We start from the raw sequence: 17,416 nt of genomic DNA on the forward strand, positions 1-17,416 counted from the left end.
CGGCCGTTCCGGGCTGCCTGCCGACCGGCTGCGCCCGACCCTGCGGTGCCCGAGTCGCCCACCCCGACCGCAGACCCTGGGAGGTCCGGTGCTCACGCTCACCCCCTCCGGTCTGGAGACGTCGGCGGAGCGCGCGTTCTTCTCCGAGCTCACCAGCTGGGACAGCGGCGGCGCCGTCCGCGGTGCCGTGGTGGCCGGCCTCCCGCTGTCGGACGGGCCGATGGACCGCCGGGTCTCCGACGCGGTCGTCTTCGTGCCCGAGGGCCTGGCCGTGGTCCGGATCGTCGAGGTCGTCCGTCAGTCCGGTGTGGTCACCGTGCTGCCCGAGGGTGCCTGGACCATCGGCCCGGGCGCCGGGCCCGGCGACGTGCTGCGGCTCGCCGGTGGTGGCTCGACCACGCTGGACGGGCTCATGCGGGCCGGCATGGAGGCAGCCGTGCGGCTGCGCCGGGTCGGCCTGGAGCCCGGCCGGATCGCGCGGCTGACCGTGCTGTCCGGGGAGCTGACCGGGCTGGTGCCGGCCGACGGCGACCTCGGTGAGGGCGACCAGGTCGCGCTGCTGGAGCCGCGCTCGCTGCTGCTGGGCATCGCCCGGGCCAGCCGCTACGCCGGCACCGACAACCCCCGGCTGTGGACCACCGCCGACGTGCGGGCCGCCCTCGACGCCCTGGGCGTGGGTGGCCGCAGCCCCTCGGTCGAGGAGCTCAACGGCGAGGGCTTCCCGTACTCGCCCTACGTGCTGCGTCGGCGGGAGCTGCTGGCGCCCGCGACCCTGGCCAACCAGCCCGCCGTCCGCACCGCCGCCCCGACCGCGGCGCCGGTCACGCAGTCCCCGGTGCCCCCGCCGGACTTCCCGGCCACCGGCCCCGGCTCCTCGGGTGCCCCGGTCGGCGGTCCCGGCGGCCCGCTCGTCGACCCGGCCGCCGCGGGCGCCCTGGCCGCCGCGGCCGTCGCCGCGCAGGACGCCGAGGTCCGGCGCCGGGAGCAGCCCTCCTCGGCGCAGGGACCGCTGCCGGAGGTCCTGACGACGCCGACGCGGGACACCGTCGCGCTGCTGGGGCACACCGAGCAGGCCGGTGCCACGCATCAGCCGACCACGCAGCAGCCGACCGAGCCCCGCCCGGCCGACCCGCAGCACACCCAGCAGATCCGGCCTGCCGCACCGCTGCGGCAGGAGCCGCCCACCCAGACCCCGCCGGCCTGGGCCCCCGCGCAGGCCTGGAGCGACCCGTCACCCCCGGCCTGGGAGGACGCTGCACCGCCTGCGCGGCAGCCGGACCAGACCGGGGGACTGGGCGGGTTCTTCGCCGAGACCGGCCCCGGCCCGGCCACGTCCACGGGCTCCGGCCCCACCCCGCCGACCGCCTGGACACCCACCGCCGCGGCAACGCCGGCCGAGGGCGCGGTCGCGCCGGCCGCCCCGCGGCGCCGTGGCCTGCTGGTCGTGCTCGCGGCGCTGGCACTGGTCGTCGTCCTCGGGCTGGGCGGCTGGCTGCTCACCCGCGACGGCGAGGACCCCGCCGGTGGCGGGACCGACCCCGCGGCGCAGACCACCAGCGCCGCCCCCACGACCAGCGAGCCGGCGGTCCCGACCGGGCAGGCCATCGGCACGACGCAGGTCGTCGCCGGCACCACCTACACGCTGCAGGCCTTCCAGTACGACGCGTCCTGTGCCGGGCGTGCCTACGGGGCGGCACGCGGGTTCTTCGAGACCACCGACTGCGGTGGGCTGGTCCGCTCGCTGTGGTCCGCGGAGGCCGACGGGTTGCCGGCGGTCGTGTCGGTGGCCCAGGTGACCATGCCCGACGCGGCCCGCGCGCAGGCGTTGCTGTCACTGACCGACACCGCGGGCACCGGCAACGTCAACGACCTGCTGCGCGAGGGCGTCCGCTTCGACGGCGGCCCCGACGCGCTGTCCGACGCCGAGTACGCCAGTGCCGCCACCGGTGAGGTCGCCACCATCGTGGAGACCGACTGGGTCGACGGCGAGGGCAGCGCGGCAGCCCTGCTGGCCCTGGCCGAGAACGCCCTCGAGCTCAGCGCCGAGTGAGCCGGGGGCGGTTGACCCGCCCCCGGTGCAGGTACTCACCGGGCGACCCCTCGAGGAAGGCCCCACCGTGCAGCACGCGAGCTACGACTTCACCGACTCCGTCGTCCTGGTGACCGGGGGAGGCACCGGCATCGGGCGCGCGATCACCGACGCGTTCCTGGACGCCGGCGCCACCGTCGTCGTCACCGGTCGGCGCCGGGAGCGCCTGGAGCAGGCGCTGGAGGGCCGGCCCGCCGAGCGGGCGGTGGCGGTGCCCGCCGACGTCTCCGACGGCGGGCAGGTCCGGGACCTGGTGGCCGGGGTCCTGGAGCGGTTCGGCCGGCTCGACGTGGTGGTGTCCAACGCCGCCGGCTACGAGTCCGGGCCGTTGACCGAGCTCTCCGACGACGCCTGGGCCGCGCTGCGGGCGACCAACGTGGACGGCTTCTTCCACCTGGCCAAGGCCACCCTGCCGCACCTGGCCACCTCCGGGGGCTCGTTCGTCGCCGTCTCCAGCGTGTCCGGTGACCGGGGCGACTGGGGGCAGGCCGCCTACAACGCCACCAAGGCCGCGATCAGCAACTTCGTCCGCTCCCTGGCCCTGGACTGGGGGCCGCAGGGTGTCCGGGTCAACGCGGTCGCCCCGGCGTTCACCCTCACCGAGCTGACCGAGGGCATGGGCCGGGACGAGGCGGCGCTCGCGCCCTTCGTGGACCGGATCGCGCTGGGCCGGCCCGGCCTGCCCGCCGACGTCGCCCCGGCCGTGCTGTTCCTGGCCAGCGACGCCGCCCGGTACGTCACCGGGGCGGTGCTGCCGGTCGACGGCGGGACCAGCGCCTCGACCGGCCAGCCGCACCTCTAGGTCCGGTCAGACGGCGGTGGCGGCGGCTCGGGCCATCCGGGCCAGCAGCGCCGCCATCGCCGGGCGGGACAGCCGCCCGGCGCTGTGCGGGGTGGAGTTGATCAGCCCGAAGACGGCATGCGCCCGCGCCCGGCACTCCGAGGTCGACGCGTCGGGGTCCAGGCGGCCCAGCACCTCGACCCACTCCTCGACGTAGCGACGCTGCAGCCGTCGGACCTGCTTGGCCTCGTCCTCGGCGAGCACGCCCAGGTCGCGGTCCTGCACGGTGATCAGCGCCGGGTTGTCCAGCGCGAAGTCCACCTGGAAGGCGATCAGGGCGTCCAGCTGGGCGTCCGGGTCGTCCCCGGCGCCGGCCACCACGGCCGCCCCGCCGGCCTGCAGTCGCTCGGAGATGCGGACCAGCATCTCGGCGAGCATCGCGTCCTTGGAGGCGAAGTGCCGGTAGATGGCCGGGCCGGTGACGCCGACCGCGGCGCCCACGTCGTCGACGCCCACGCTGCGCGAGCCGCGCTCGGCGAACAGCTGCGCGGCCGCCCGCAGGATCTGCTCCCGGCGGGAGGGCCGGGCGGCGTCGACGTGCAGCGCGGTGTCCGGCTCCGACGACATGGGACACAGGTTAACCGACGTTCACCCCGCACTGGACCCTGACGTGAACGACGGTTAACCTCCGGGGCGTGGATGCACCGGTGCTCGTCAGTGCCCCGCCCGCCGACCCCGAGGCGCCGGCGCGCAACGCCGCGGCGCACCGGGCGCTGTCCGCCGACCTCGCCGCGGAGCTCGCCCGGGTCGCCGAGGGCGGCGGTGAGCGCGCCCGGGCCAAGCACGTCGCCCGCGGCAAGCTGCTGCCCCGCGAGCGGGTCGACGCCCTGCTGGACCCCGGATCACCGTTCCTGGAGCTCTCCCCGCTGGCCGCGCACGGTCTCTACGACGGCGGCGCGCCGGCTGCCGGGATCATCACCGGTGTCGGGCGGGTGGCCGGCCGGGAGGTCGTCGTCGTCGCCAACGACGCCACCGTCAAGGGCGGCACCTACTACCCGATGACGGTCAAGAAGCACCTGCGCGCGCAGGAGGTGGCTCTGCAGAACGAGCTGCCCTGCCTCTACCTGGTCGACTCCGGCGGGGCGTTCCTGCCCCGGCAGGACGAGGTGTTCCCCGACCGCGACCACTTCGGCCGGATCTTCTACAACCAGGCCCAGATGTCCCGCCGCGGCATCCCGCAGCTGGCCGCCGTGCTGGGCTCCTGCACCGCCGGCGGCGCCTACGTCCCGGCGATGAGCGACGAGGCGGTCATCGTTCGCGAGCAGGGCACGATCTTCCTGGGCGGCCCGCCGCTGGTGAAGGCCGCGACCGGTGAGGTCGTCACCGCGGAGGACCTGGGCGGGGGAGACCTGCACAGCCGGGTCTCCGGCGTCACCGACCACCTCGCCGACGACGACGCGCACGCCCTGCAGATCCTGCGCCAGATCGTGGGCACGCTGGGCCCGGTCGCCCCGGCGCCCTGGGACGTCGTCCCCACCGAGGAGCCGCTGCACGCACCCGAGACGCTGTACGACGTCGTCCCCCCGGACAGCCGGACGCCCTACGACGTCCGCGAGGTCATCGCCCGGCTCGTCGACGGCAGCAGGTTCCACGAGTTCAAGGCCCTCTACGGGCAGACCCTGGTCGCCGGGTTCGCCCGCATCCACGGCCACCCGGTCGGCATCGTGGCCAACAACGGCATCCTGTTCGGGGAGTCCGCGGTCAAGGGCGCGCACTTCGTCGAGCTGTGCGACAAGCGCAAGGTGCCGCTGCTCTTCCTGCAGAACATCAGCGGCTTCATGGTCGGGCGGGACTACGAGGCCGGCGGCATCGCCAAGCACGGCGCCAAGATGGTCACCGCGGTGGCCTGTGCCCGGGTGCCCAAGCTGACCGTGGTGATCGGCGGCTCGTTCGGCGCGGGCAACTACTCGATGTGCGGGCGGGCCTACTCGCCCCGGTTCCTGTGGACCTGGCCCAACGCGCGCATCTCGGTGATGGGCGGCGAGCAGGCCGCCAGCGTGCTGGCCACCGTCCGCCGGGACGGCCTGGAGGCCCGCGGCGAGGAGTGGTCGGCGCAGGACGAGGAGGCCTTCAAGGCCCCGGTCCGCGAGCAGTACGAGGCCCAGGGCCACCCGTACTACGCCACCGCCCGGCTCTGGGACGACGGGGTCGTCGACCCCGCCGACACCAGGACCGTGCTGGGTCTCGCGCTCTCCGCCGTCTCCCACGCCCCTCTGGAGGAGGTGGGTTATGGCGTCTTCCGGATGTGAGTCAGACGCCCGCGATGCGCGGCGCGGTGGGGTCGACGCCCTCACCGGCGGCGGACTCGCGCTGGACGTAGTCCTCGATCTGCTCGACGTCGTGCGCCGACCGCTTGGCGACGGCCAGCAGGTCGCTCATCTTGCTGACCTCCTCGACCTGCTCCTTGATGAACCACTGCATGAACTGGTCGGAGGCGAAGTCGTTCTCCCGGCGGGCGATCGCGGTGAGCTGGTTGACCTGCTCGGTGACCCGCTTCTCCTGCTCCAGGGCCAGGGCGATCGGGGCGACGACGTCGCTGAAGTCGTTGATCGGCGCGGGCAGCGCGGGGATGCGCACCTCGGCGTCGGCGTCGAGCAGGTAGCGCACCATCATCATCGCGTGGCTGCGCTCCTCGGCGGCCTGGTCGAAGAAGAGCTGCGCCGTCTGCTGCATGGTCTGCTGGTCGTAGTAGACCGCGCAGGCCACGTACTGCTGGTGCGCGGCGAACTCGTTGCCGATCTGCTCGTTGAGCTGGGTGATGAAGGCTTCGGCGGCCACGGTGGCTCCTGTTCTGCGAGGTCAGACGACGTCCAGACGGTACCGGTCCCCGGGGCGCCCCCCTTCACAGTCGAGGTAGGCATGGCTAACCTCAGCAAGTGGCCAAGCAGCGCATGCCGAAGAAGAAGTGCTGCGTGGACAAGCCGCGGTGCGGCCGCTGCCCGTTGCGGGCGCTCGCCGAGGGCACGCTCCCGCCCGGGTACACGGTCAAGAAGCGCCAGTTGGTCAAGGTCGGCAAGGACGCCGCTGGGTCGAAGGCGGCCCGCGCGGCCTGACCTCACCGCGTCGTCCTGCCCCGAGCAGGGAGACGCCTGATGTTCCAGACCGTGCTCGTCGCCAACCGGGGCGAGATCGCCGTCCGGGTCATCCGGACGCTGCGCTCGATGGGCATCCGGTCGGTCGCCGTCTACAGCGAGGCCGACGCCGGAGCGCTGCACACCCGGCTCGCCGACGTCGCCGTGCCGATCGGGCCGGCCCCGGCGACCCAGAGCTACCTGTCGGTGGAGCGGGTGCTCGACGCCTGCCGCCGCACCGGCGCGCAAGCCGTGCACCCCGGCTACGGGTTCCTGTCGGAGAACGTGGGGTTCGCCCGCGCCCTGGAGACCGCCGGGATCACCTTCATCGGCCCGCCCGTCGCCGCGATCGAGGCGATGGGCGACAAGATCCGGGCCAAGGCGACCGTCAAGGCCGCCGGCGTGCCCGTCGTCCCCGGCTCCAGCGAGCCCGGCATGGACGACGCCGCCGTGGCCGCGGCCGCGGTCGCGGCCGGGTTCCCGGTGCTGCTCAAGCCCTCGGCCGGCGGCGGTGGCAAGGGGATGCGGGTGGTGCGCGAGGAGTCCGAGCTGGCCGAGGAGATCGCCGGCGCCCGCCGCGAGGCCCGCTCCTCCTTCGGCGACGACACGCTGCTGGTCGAGCGCTACGTGGGCAACAGCCGGCACGTCGAGGTCCAGGTCATGGGCGACACGCACGGCACCGTCGTCCACCTGGGCGAGCGGGAGTGCTCGCTGCAGCGCCGGCACCAGAAGGTCGTGGAGGAGGCGCCCTCCCCGCTGCTGACCCCCCGGATGCGCGCGGCGATGGGCAAGGCCGCCGTCGACGCCGCGGCCGCCGTCGGCTACACCGGCGCCGGCACCGTCGAGTTCATCGTGGACGCCGACAACCCGCGGGACTTCTTCTTCCTGGAGATGAACACCCGGCTGCAGGTCGAGCACCCGGTCACCGAGCTGGTCACCGGCCTGGACCTGGTCGAGCTGCAGGTCCGCGTGGCCGCCGGGGAGCAGCTGCCCTTCGAGCAGGCCGACGTCTCCCTGGACGGGCACGCCATCGAGGCCCGGGTGTACGCCGAGGACCCCTCCCGCGGCTTCCTGCCGCAGACCGGCACCGTGCTCTCGCTGACCGAGCCGACCGGCGAGGGCATCCGGGTGGACAGCTCGCTGGTCGAGGGCGGCGTCGTGGGCACCGACTACGACCCGATGCTGGCCAAGGTCATCGCCTGGGGCCCCACCCGGGAGACCGCCCGGGCCCGGCTGGTCGCGGCACTCGGCCGCACCTCGGTGCTCGGCCTCACCACCAACGTCACGTTCCTGCGCACGCTGCTCGCCGACCCCGACGTGGTCGCCGGCGACCTGGACACCGGGCTCATCGAACGCCGCGGCGAGGAGCTGACCCGGGCCGAGGCCCCGCCGGCGTCGGCCTACGCCGCGGCGGCGCTGGGCCTGCTGGCCGACGCCGAGCCCACCGGCCCGGTCGTCGACCCGTGGACCGTGCCCGGGGGCTGGCGGCTGGGTGAGCACGCCTGGACCCCGCGGACGCTGCAGGTGCCCGGCGGGGAGCCGGTCGTCGTCCGCACCCGCGGGCGGGCTGCCGCCGGCGAGGTCCGGGTCGGGGACGGCGAGGCCCAGCGGGCCCGGGTCTGGCGCGAGGACGGGCAGCTCGCCGTGGCCCTGGGCGACGTCACGACCCGGTACGTGACCGCGCGGGACGGCGGGACGGTCTGGCTCGGCGTGGAGGGGTACGCGCTGCCCTTCCGGGAGGCACCCCGGCTGGCGCCGGCGGGGGCGGCCGCGGCGAGCAGCGGCACGGTGACCGCCCCGATGCCCGGGACGGTGACCGTGGTGCGCGCAGCAGTCGGTGACGAGGTGACGGCGGGGACCCCGCTGCTCGTCGTCGAGGCGATGAAGATGGAGCACGTGCTGACCGCGCCGATCGACGGCACGGTCACCGAGCTCGCGGTGACGGCCGGCCACCAGGTCCGGCTGGACGAGACGCTGGCCGTGGTGACCCCACCGGCGGCGGACGACGAGCAGGCACAGGAGAGCTGAGATGACGCTGGACTACCGGCTGGACACCGAGACCGAGGCGCTGCGGACGATGGTCCGCGAGTTCGCCAACGAGGTGGTGCGCCCGCAGATCGGCGCGTTCTACGAGGCCGACGAGTTCCCGGTCGCGATCGTGCGGCAGATGGGCGAGCTGGGCCTGTTCGGGCTGCCGTTCCCCGAGGAGTACGGCGGCTCGGGCGGGGACTACTTCACCCTGTGCGTCGCGCTGGAGGAGCTGGCCCGGGTCGACTCCTCGGTGGCGATCACCCTGGAGGCCGGGGTGTCCCTCGGCGCGATGCCGCTGTTCCGCTTCGGCACCGAGGAGCAGAAGAAGGAGTGGCTGCCCCGGCTCTGCGCCGGTGAGGCCCTGGGTGCCTTCGGGCTCACCGAGGCCGGCGGCGGATCCGACGCCGGGTCCACCCGCACGACCGCGAGGCTCGAGGACGGGCAGTGGGTCGTCAACGGCTCCAAGTCCTTCATCACCAACTCCGGCACCGAGCTCACCGAGCTGGTCACCGTCACCGCCGTCACCGGCACCCGGCCCGACGGCGGCAAGGAGATCTCGGCGATCCTCATCCCCTCCGGGACGCCGGGCTTCGCCGTCGGCCAGCGCTACTCCAAGGTCGGCTGGAACGCCTCGGACACCCGCGAGCTGTCCTTCACCGACGTCCGGGTGCCGGCGGAGAACCTGGTCGGCGAGCGCGGCCGCGGCTACGCCCAGTTCCTGTCGATCCTGGACGAGGGCCGGATCGCCATCGCCGCACTGGCCGTGGGCCTGTGCCAGGGCTGCGTGGACGAGAGCGTCAGGTACGCCGCCGAGCGCGAGGCGTTCGGGCAGGCCATCGGCAAGAACCAGGCTGTCGCGTTCATGATCGCCGACATGGAGGTCCGCGCCTCGACCGCGCGGCTGGCCTACTACCGGGCCGCGGAGAAGATGCTGCGCGGCGAGCCGTTCAAGCGCGAGGCCGCCATCGCCAAGCTCTACAGCTCGGAGATGGCCATGGAGAACGCCCGCTACGCCACCCAGGTGCACGGCGGGTACGGGTTCATGAACGAGTTCCCGGTCGGCCGGTTCTACCGGGACGCCAAGATCCTGGAGATCGGCGAGGGGACGTCGGAGGTGCAGCGGATGCTCATCGCCCGCTCCCTCGGCGTCGGCTCCTGACCGCTGCACCCCCAGCGCGGGTGGGCGCGCACCCGCGCCACGGGTGCGCGCCCGCACCGCTCCTCCGGCCAGGTGACCGGAGTGGGCGCGCAGCGGCGTCCTGGTTGCGCCCGCACGCCGCCCACCCCGGGTGTCACAGCGGCGCGGGGGGCTCAGGCGGTGACGTCGACCAGCACCTTGCCGACGACGGCGTCCTGCACCGCCTGGTGCGCAGCACCGGTCTCGGCCAGCGGGTAGGTGTGCAGCGGCAGCCCGGCGTCCTCACCGACCCGGATCGCCCCGGCGGCCAGTGCGGCGGTGATGTCGTCGACCGCGTGGCCCTTGGCCCTGGCCGGGGCGGTGTAGACGAGCACGAACTGGAAACGGGCGTTGGGGGCCATCAGGGCGCGCACCGGCAGGGTGAACTCGGTGCCGCCGTCGTCGGCGTAGACGGCGACCGAGGCGTGGGGGGCCAGCACCTGCACGTCGGACGCCGCGTTCGCCACGATGGACACCTCGACGACGGCGTCGACACCGCGCGGGCTGATCCTCCCGATCTCGGCGACGACGTCCTGGGTCGTGTAGTCGATGACGTGGTCGGCCCCCGCCGCGGCGGCCAGCTGGGCCTTGCGCGGGGAGCTGATCGTGGCGATGACGGTCGCACCGGCCCAGTGCGCCAGCTGGATCGCCGCGTTGCCGACGGCGCCCGCGCCGCCCTGCACCAGCACGACCCGGCCCTCCAGGGTGCCGGGGCCGATCCGGTCGGGCAGCTCCTCGGCCACGGTGAGACAGCGGTGCGCCGTCATGAACGGGATGCCCAGCGCGGCGCCGAGCTCGAAGGGGTGCTCGCCCAGGGGCACCGCCTGGTGCGTGGGGACGACGGTGTGCTCGGCGGCCGTCCCGGTGGACCGCTGCCAGGCGGCCTCCCAGACCCACACCCGCTCGCCCACGCGCGCGGCGTCGACGCCCTCGCCGACCGCGTCGATCGTGCCGCTGCCGTCCTGGTCGGGGGTCTTCCCGGCGTCGCCGGGGTCGGTGGTGCTGCGGGACTTCCAGTCGGTCGGGTTGACCCCGGAGAAGGCCAGCCGCACGCGGACCTCACCGGGTCCGGGCTCGGGGGTGGGCAGCTCGGTGAGCTGCAGGACGTCGGGGCCGCCGGGCTGGGTGTGGGTGATGGCTCGCACCGTCCCTGCCTACCCCTCCCGGCGGCGTCCCGCGACTACAGCCGGTCCAGCTCGGCGGCGAAGGGGTCCAGGCCGAACGACCCCAGGTCCAGGACGGCGCGGTGCCACGCCTTGAGGTCGAAGGCGTCGCCGTGCCGGGCGCGGGCCCGCTCCCGGGCGTCCAGGAAGACCCGCTCGCCGACCTTGTAGGACGGCGCCTGGCCGGGCCAGCCCAGGTAGCGGTGCAGCTCGTCGACCAGCATCTCGTCGTCCATGGACACGTGGTCGCGCAGGAACGCCAGGGCCACGTCGTAGCTCCACCGGTCGGCGTCGACGCCCTGCCCGGGCGGGATGGGCAGGTCCAGGTGGACGCCGATGTCGAGCACCACCCGGGCCGCGCGCAGCTCCTGCGCGTCGAGCATGCCCAGCCGGTCGCCCGGGTCCTCGAGGAAGCCCAGCTCGCCCATCAGCCGCTCGGCGTACAGCGCCCAGCCCTCGCCGTGCGCGGAGACGAAGCACAGCAGCCGCTGCCAGCGGTTGAGCAGCGCGGCGTTGTAGACTGTCTGGCCGATCTGCAGGTGGTGCCCGGGTACGCCCTCGTGGAAGACCGTCGTGGTCTCCCGCCAGGTCGTCATGTCCTCGACGCCGTCGGGCAGCGACCACCACATCCGGCCGGGGCGGCTGAAGTCCTCGGTGGGGCCGCCGTAGTAGACGCCGCCACCGGAGGTCGGGGTCAGCCGGCCCTCGATGGTCCGCACCGGCTCGGGGACGTCGAAGTGCACGCCGTCCAGCGCGGCGATGGCGGCGTCCGCGGTGTCCTGCAGCCACTGCTGCAGCGCCGGCCGACCCCGCACGACGCGGGCGGGGTCGGCGTCCAGCACCTCGACGGCACCGGCGAACCCGCGGCCGGGGGCGATGACCTCGGCCACCGCGGCCTTCTCGGCGACGACGCGGGCCAGTTCCTGCCAGCCCCAGGCGTAGGTCTCCTCCAGGTCGAGGTCGGCGCCGGTGAAGTAGCGGGACTCCCGGGCGTAGCGCTCCCGGCCGACCCCGTCGGTCTCCGGGGCCCGGGGGAGCAGCTCGCGCTCGACGTGGTCGGCGAAGTGCAGGAAGGCGTCGTGGGCGCCCTCGGCGGCCCGGTCCAGCCGCGGGCGCAGCGCGTCGGGCGCGGGCTCGACGAAGGTGGTGAAGAAGCCGGGCAGGTGCGCGGTGCCGGCCCAGCGGCGGGCCAGCGCGGCGGTGAGCCGGACCTGCCGGGCGGCGGCCACCCGCCCCTGCGCGGCGGCGTCGTCCAGGCCGGCGAGGTAGCCCTCGACCCCGCTGGGGAGGGCCTCCAGCCGCCGGGCGATCGTGGCCCAGTCCTCGTCGGTCTCCGTGGGCATCACGTCGAACGTCTCGCGGAAGACCTGCAGCGGGCACTCGATGCTGTTGAGGTCCGCGGCCGCCCAGCCGGAGTCCAGCCGGGCCAGCTCGGCCTCCAGCCGCTCGACCATCGCCGCCCGGGCCACCTCGTCGCGGTGGTCGACCGGGGTGCAGGCGAGGGCCGCGGCGACCGTCGTGCGCAGCAGGTCCGCGTGCGCGGCCCGGCCGGCGGGGGACAGGTCGGGCCACCGGTCGTCGTGCCCGGGGACGCCGATGTGGGTGGCGGTCACCGGGTCGATCGCGGCGTAGGCGTCGACGAAGGCGTCGGCCAGGCGGTCGAGGTCCGAGGGCTGTCGGGGGGAGTCGCTCACCGCCCCGACGCTAGTGCGCCCGGTCGGACGACGGGGGTCGTCCGGCCGGGCGCACGGCACTGCGGTGGTGCGGTGGTGCTGGTGGTGAGGTGGTGAGGTGGCTCAGACCTGGAAGCCGCGCTGGCGGCGGACCAGCTTCTTGAGCATGAAGACCGTCTGCAGCACGGTGAGCAGGTAGAGCACCGGCCAGCCGATGGACAGGATGGCCGACTGCAGCTGCACGCTCTGCTGGCTCCAGGCGAAGATCAGCACCGCGAAGGTGGCGACCGCGCACACCAGCGGCATCACGTACGCCGACCCGCGGCCGCGCTCTGCGGCGGCCTGGGCGGCCCAGTTGTCCTTGTCCGAGCGGGCGAAGAACTGGGTCCAGGCGGTGAGGAAGTGGCCCATGCGCAGCCACATGTAGATCTCCGCCGGCGCCACGAGGAGCGCGTAGAAGATGTCCGACCCGCTCTTGTCGTGCATCGAGGCCGCGATGCGCAGGTTCAGGCAGGTCGCCACGACCGGCGGGATCAGCCACACGGGGTTGAACACGAAGGCGTCGATGCTCAGGGCCGCGGCCAGCAGCAGCAGGAACGCCATCCGGCTGAAGATGTTGAAGACCATCGCGATGTTCTCGTACCAGCGCAGGCGCAGGTTCGGGTGCGTCGGCTGGCCCTTGGTGTCCCCGCGCTGACCGGGCCACAGCAGGTCGATGCCGCCGTAGTTCCACTTGACCTGCTGGCCGTGCAGCGACCGGAGGGTCTCCATCGGGCCCACGTTGGCGCGCGCCCGGGCGCTGATCTTGGTGCTGTAGCCGGCGTCCTTGATCTGCAGGGAGAGCTTGGAGTCCTCGACCTCGGAGTCGCGCACCCAGGGCGCGGCCTGGTGGTTGAGGTACATGACCTGCTCCAGCGCGCGGACGCTGAACAGGCTGCACTGACCACCCAGGACGGCCATGTTCCGGCCACGGACCAGGTTGTCCATGTTGAACCCGGCGAACTGGGCGCGCTGGCCGGCGACCAGGAACGTGGCCATCGGGCCGTGGACGGTGGACTTGTCGAAGGAGTAGATCGCCGACAGACCGCCGATGCGCTGGTCGGTGACCATCTCCTTCTCCATCCACTCGACGCAGAAGCGGTCGAGGGTGGTGTCGCCGTCGACACCGAGGATGTAGTCGTGCGCCCGGCTGACGTAGTAGCCGTAGTTGAGCGCGCCGACCTTCTTGTCCGGGTTCACGCCGATGTCGTGCACGTGCACGGTGGTCGTGTACTTCTGGCCCTTGACCGTGCGCTCGTGCTCGCCGACGAACTCCCCGGCGATCTCGCCGGTGTCGTCGTCGGTGTTGTTGATGACGACGTGCACCGTGTCCGGGGGCCGGGTCTGGGACAGGATCGAGGTCAGCACCGCCCGGATCGTCCCCTCCTCGTTGTAGGCGGGGATGACGCAGGCGATGGTGGCGTGCCGCCGGGTGGAGGTGGTGCGCCGGTCGGTGAACTGCTCGGGGACCAGGGTGCTGACGTCGGGGACCTCGCCCCCGCTCCGGGCGAGGAGGGTGACGCGGTCGGTGGCCCGACGCATGCCCTGGACGGCGATCTCGGTCATGGGTTCTCCTGGGCTGCGACGGGCGCGGTGGCGGCGGGGGTGGCGGGCAGCGCGAGGGGCAGCACCAGGCTGTCCAGCACGGTCTGGCGGAAGTAGCGCTCGGAGCCGGGTTCGGTCTCGATGAGCAGGTCGAACTGCACGTCGACGGTCAGTGCCGTCGCCTCCCCGGCCGACGGCGGCAGGGTGAGCACGGTGCCGTAGGTGTACGGCGCCTGGATGACGAACTCACCGGAGTCCTCGTCGACCTGGGTCCGGGTGGTGCCGTCGTCGAGCACGGCGGTGAACCGGGTGACCAGCACGAGCAGCTCGTCGTCGGGGTCACCGCCCTCGAGGTGGGCGGACAGCTGCAGCGTCTTGGACCCCGACGCCGTCCAGGCCGCGGCCTGCTCGGTGGTCCACCAGTCGATGACCAGCTGACGCTCACCGGCGGCCAGCACGTGGGTCACCGACCCGACGTCGAGCTCGCCGGGGGCGCGGACCGGGGCGGCGGGCTCCGGGGTGACGACGGCCTGGACGGCCTCCTCGGCGGGCGCCGACGAGGAGGTCGGGGTCGCGCTGGGGGAGGCGGAGGTGGTGCGGGCTGCCGCGGAGCTGGAGCCGGCGTCCAGCGACGGGCTCATGCTCACGTCGGGCAGCTGGCAGGAGCTGAGCGCGGTGACGCTGAGCAGCACGACACCGGCGCGGCGGACGGCGGGGCCCAGTCGCCGGGTGGGGGCCCTGTGGGCTGGCATCTCGGGTGTGTCTCCTGGTGCGACCGGCTGGGTCGCGGGGCGGCGGTGGCTGGCACCGGGTCCGACGGTGGGGGGTCGGTGCCGCGGGCGTCGGACCGGGGCTCCGGGTCGACGCGGCACCACCGGGTCGACGTCGTCCCGGGCCTGTCGGTGATCACCATGTGACTCAGCGTGAAGAGGCGTCAAGAGGTCGAGCCGCAGGTCAAACCCCAACGGGTCACCTGGTTCCGCTTTTCATCCCAGGGGGTGACCGGAACGGATCCGGACTCGACCGGTGTCACCGTGGGTGAGGGGCCGGGACGCCGAGGGGCCCACGGTCGACGACCGTGGGCCCCCCGGGGTGGTTGTGGCGGGCCTCAGACGGGGGTGACCTGCAGGGTCAGGGCCCGTCGCCCGGCGTCGGAACGGGCGGTGGCCAGCCGCTCGTCGGTCGGCGTGCCGTACTCGGTGGTGCGCTGGCGGGCGGGCCGGCCGATCGCCGCGGCCATCGCCTCCAGCTGGGCGACGGTCTTCAGCGAGCCGTTCTCGCTGCCGGCCATCCGGCTGATCGTCTCCTCCATCAGCGTCCCGCCCAGGTCGTTGGCGCCGCCCTGCAGCACCACCTGGGTGCCGGCGTCGCCGAGCTTGACCCAGGAGGTCTGGATGTTGTCGATCCGACCGTGCAGCAGCAGCCGGGACACCGCGTGCACGGCCCGGTTCTCCCGGTTGGTCGGCCCCGGGCGGGCCACGCCGGCCAGGTAGATGGGGGAGTTGTGGTGCACGAAGGGCAGCAGCACGAACTCCCGGAACCCGCCGGTGCGGTCCTGCAGCGCCGCCAGCGTCCGCAGGTGGCCGACCCAGTGCGCGGGGGTGTCGACGTGGCCGTACATCATCGTCGAGGTCGAGGGCAGCCCCACGCGGTGCGCGGCCTCCACCACCTCCAGCCAGGTGGCGGTGGGCAGCTTGCCCTTGGTCAGCACCCAGCGGACGTCGTCGTCGAGGATCTCCGCGGCCGTGCCCGGGATCGAGTCCAGCCCGGCCTCCTTGGCCGCGAGCAGGAACTCGGTGAACGACAGCCCGGTGCGGGCGGCACCGTTCACGACCTCCATCGGTGAGTAGGCGTGCAGGTGGATGCCCGGCTGCCGGCGCTTCACCTCGCGGGCCAGGTCCAGGTAGGCGGTGCCGGGCAGGTCGGGGTGGATGCCGCCCTGCATGCAGATCTCGGTCGCCCCGCCGGCCCAGGCCTCGTCCACCCGCTCGCCGACCTGCTCCAGGGACAGCGTGTAGGCGTCGGCGTCGGTGCGCCGCTGGGCGAACGCGCAGAACCGGCAGCCGGTGTAGCAGACGTTGGTGAAGTTGATGTTCCGGTTCACCACGTAGGTGACGTCGTCGCCGTTGACGTCCCAGCGGACCGCGTCGGCCAGCGCGGCGAGGGCGTCCAGGTCGCCGCCGTCGGCGCCCAGCAGCGTCAGGTACTCGGCGTCGGTCAGCCCGGCCGGGTCGAGCTCCGCCCGGCCGAGTGCCGCGTGCACCTCGGGGTCACCGACCCGCAGCGCCGTGGTCGAGCCGTCCCGGGCGGCGGTGGTGCGCTCGCGCAGCTCGGACCAGTCGCCGTAGACGGCGTCGAAGTCGCTGCGCCGGTCGTCGGTGCGGCCCTCGGTGTCGATGGCGGTGTGCAGGTCGACCCGGCCGGTCCCGGTGTGCGAGGCGCCCCAGGACTCGTCGGGCTCCTGCCAGGGGAGGCCGACCGGCCGCCGGCCCTCGACGGCCAGTCCGTCCGGGCCGGCCAGCCCGGCGACGTGCGGTCGCACCCGGGGGTCCAGCCACGGCTCGGGGGACTGCACGTACGGCGGCTGGGCGGCCAGCCGCTCGCGCAGCGTGAAGCCGGCGTCGGCGGTCAGCTGCGTGAGGGTGTCGATGTGCGGCCAGGGCCGCTCGGGGTTGACGTGGTCCGGGGTCAGCGGCGAGACCCCGCCCCAGTCGTCGACGCCGGCCCGCACCAGCAGGCCCAGCTCGGCCGGGTCGGTCAGGTTCGGCGGCGCCTGCACCCGCGCGGCGGGCCCCAGCAGCAGCCGGGTGACGGCGACCGCGGCCACGTACTCCTGCAGCGCGAGGTCCTCGGTCGCGGCCATCGCCGTGCGCCGCTTGGCTCGGAAGTTCTGCACGATCACCTCCTGCACGTGACCGTGGCGCTGCGCCGAGGCCCGGATCTGCAGGACCGCGTCCACCCGCTCGGCGGCGTCCTCCCCGATGCCCAGCAGCACCCCGGTGGTGAACGGCACCGCGGAGCGGCCGGCGTCCTCCAGCACCCGCAGCCGGACGGCGGGGTCCTTGTCCGGGGAACCGAAGTGCGGGCCCCCGGGCTCGGTGAACAGCCGGGTCGCCGTCGTCTCCAGCATCATCCCCATCGACGCCGAGACCGGCTTGAGCCGCTGGATCTCCTCCCAGCTGAGCACCCCCGGGTTCAGGTGCGGGAGCAGGCCGGTCTCCTCCAGCACCCGCACGGCCATGGCCCGCAGGTAGCCCAGGGTGGAGTCGAAGCCGTGCGCCTCCAGCCACTCCGCGGCCACCGGCCAGCGGTCCTCCGGACGGTCGCCCAGGGTGAACAGCGCCTCCTTACAGCCCAGCTCGGCGCCGGCGCGGGCGACCGCGAGCACCTCGTCGGGGGACAGGAACGGGGCCTTGCCCTCCGCGCGCAGCTGCCCCGGCGTCGTGACGAACGTGCAGTAGTGGCAGCGGTCCCGGCACAGGTGGGTCAGCGGGATGAAGACCTTGCGGCTGTAGGTGAGCACCCCGGGCCGCCCGGCCGAGGCCAGCCCGGCGTCGCGCACCCGGGAGGCCGCGGTGAGCAGCCGGTCCAGCGGCTCGCCCGGGGCCAGCCCGCGGGCGTGCAGCAGGGTCTCCGCCTCGAGGGCGTCCAGCCGGACCCCGCGCTCGGCCCGGACGACGGCGCGGCGGACGGCGGACTCGGAGAAGGGTGCAGCAGTCATCGTCCGATCGACGGTAGTCGCCCGCACCCGGCCCGCCACCCGCGGCGGAGGGCCCGTCACCCGCGG

The 17,416-nt window shown here is 74.2% G+C and carries 13 protein-coding genes; 6 read left to right on the plus strand and 7 right to left on the minus strand.

The window, feature by feature from the left end:
- Positions 1-88: 88 nt before the first annotated feature.
- On the plus strand, positions 89-2,050 hold the full coding sequence (locus ASG41_RS16260) for a hypothetical protein (RefSeq protein ID WP_056297255.1): 1,962 nt from the start codon (positions 89-91) through the stop codon (positions 2,048-2,050).
- 67 nt (positions 2,051-2,117) lie between these two features.
- Positions 2,118-2,891 carry an SDR family NAD(P)-dependent oxidoreductase gene (locus ASG41_RS16265; protein ID WP_056297258.1) on the plus strand — a complete coding sequence of 258 codons (774 nt, stop codon included), beginning with the start codon at positions 2,118-2,120 and terminating at the stop codon, positions 2,889-2,891.
- A gap of 6 nt (positions 2,892-2,897) precedes the next feature.
- Here the strand turns inward: ASG41_RS16265 and ASG41_RS16270 are convergent, their stop codons facing one another.
- Positions 2,898-3,497 (minus strand): TetR/AcrR family transcriptional regulator, encoded by a 600-nt coding sequence (locus ASG41_RS16270; protein WP_056297261.1) that lies wholly within the window; start codon positions 3,495-3,497, stop codon positions 2,898-2,900.
- Between the two features lie 68 nt (positions 3,498-3,565).
- On the opposite strand from ASG41_RS16270, the gene ASG41_RS16275 reads away from it, so the two are divergent.
- On the plus strand, positions 3,566-5,179 hold the full coding sequence (locus tag ASG41_RS16275; RefSeq protein ID WP_056297264.1) for a carboxyl transferase domain-containing protein: 1,614 nt from the start codon (positions 3,566-3,568) through the stop codon (positions 5,177-5,179).
- A gap of 1 nt (position 5,180) precedes the next feature.
- Here the strand turns inward: ASG41_RS16275 and ASG41_RS16280 are convergent, their stop codons facing one another.
- Positions 5,181-5,708: a ferritin gene (locus ASG41_RS16280; RefSeq protein ID WP_056297267.1), complete on the minus strand. Its 528-nt coding sequence runs from the start codon at positions 5,706-5,708 to the stop codon at positions 5,181-5,183.
- A 98-nt stretch (positions 5,709-5,806) separates the two neighbouring features.
- On the opposite strand from ASG41_RS16280, the gene ASG41_RS23700 reads away from it, so the two are divergent.
- The 3 genes from ASG41_RS23700 to ASG41_RS16290 are packed head-to-tail and all read left to right on the plus strand — an operon-like array spanning position 5,807 to position 9,191.
- On the plus strand, positions 5,807-5,983 hold the full coding sequence (locus ASG41_RS23700) for a hypothetical protein (protein ID WP_157519462.1): 177 nt from the start codon (positions 5,807-5,809) through the stop codon (positions 5,981-5,983).
- 39 nt (positions 5,984-6,022) lie between these two features.
- On the plus strand, positions 6,023-8,029 hold the full coding sequence (locus ASG41_RS16285) for an acetyl/propionyl/methylcrotonyl-CoA carboxylase subunit alpha (protein WP_056297271.1): 2,007 nt from the start codon (positions 6,023-6,025) through the stop codon (positions 8,027-8,029).
- A gap of 1 nt (position 8,030) precedes the next feature.
- A complete protein-coding gene (locus ASG41_RS16290) occupies positions 8,031-9,191 on the plus strand; it encodes an acyl-CoA dehydrogenase family protein (RefSeq protein ID WP_056297274.1) in 1,161 nt (386 codons plus the stop codon).
- Positions 9,192-9,343: 152 nt separating this feature from the next.
- Here the strand turns inward: ASG41_RS16290 and ASG41_RS16295 are convergent, their stop codons facing one another.
- The 5 genes from ASG41_RS16295 to ASG41_RS16315 all read right to left on the minus strand — a co-directional run bounded on the left by ASG41_RS16295 (position 9,344) and on the right by ASG41_RS16315 (position 17,350).
- A complete protein-coding gene (locus ASG41_RS16295) occupies positions 9,344-10,354 on the minus strand; it encodes an NADPH:quinone reductase (RefSeq protein WP_056297277.1) in 1,011 nt (336 codons plus the stop codon).
- Between the two features lie 35 nt (positions 10,355-10,389).
- Positions 10,390-12,066: a DUF885 domain-containing protein gene (locus ASG41_RS16300; protein ID WP_056297278.1), complete on the minus strand. Its 1,677-nt coding sequence runs from the start codon at positions 12,064-12,066 to the stop codon at positions 10,390-10,392.
- A gap of 102 nt (positions 12,067-12,168) precedes the next feature.
- Positions 12,169-13,650 (minus strand): glycosyltransferase family 2 protein, encoded by a 1,482-nt coding sequence (locus ASG41_RS16305; RefSeq protein WP_056297281.1) that lies wholly within the window; start codon positions 13,648-13,650, stop codon positions 12,169-12,171.
- Positions 13,647-14,381, minus strand: coding sequence for a hypothetical protein (locus tag ASG41_RS16310; protein ID WP_056297283.1), 735 nt, complete (start codon positions 14,379-14,381; stop codon positions 13,647-13,649). Before ASG41_RS16310 ends, ASG41_RS16305 begins: the two co-directional genes overlap by 4 nt.
- A gap of 356 nt (positions 14,382-14,737) precedes the next feature.
- A complete protein-coding gene (locus ASG41_RS16315; RefSeq protein ID WP_056297285.1) occupies positions 14,738-17,350 on the minus strand; it encodes a bifunctional FO biosynthesis protein CofGH in 2,613 nt (870 codons plus the stop codon).
- Positions 17,351-17,416: the final 66 nt, after the last annotated feature.

The organism is Modestobacter sp. Leaf380, from assembly GCF_001424485.1.
Classification (GTDB): domain Bacteria; phylum Actinomycetota; class Actinomycetes; order Mycobacteriales; family Geodermatophilaceae; genus Klenkia.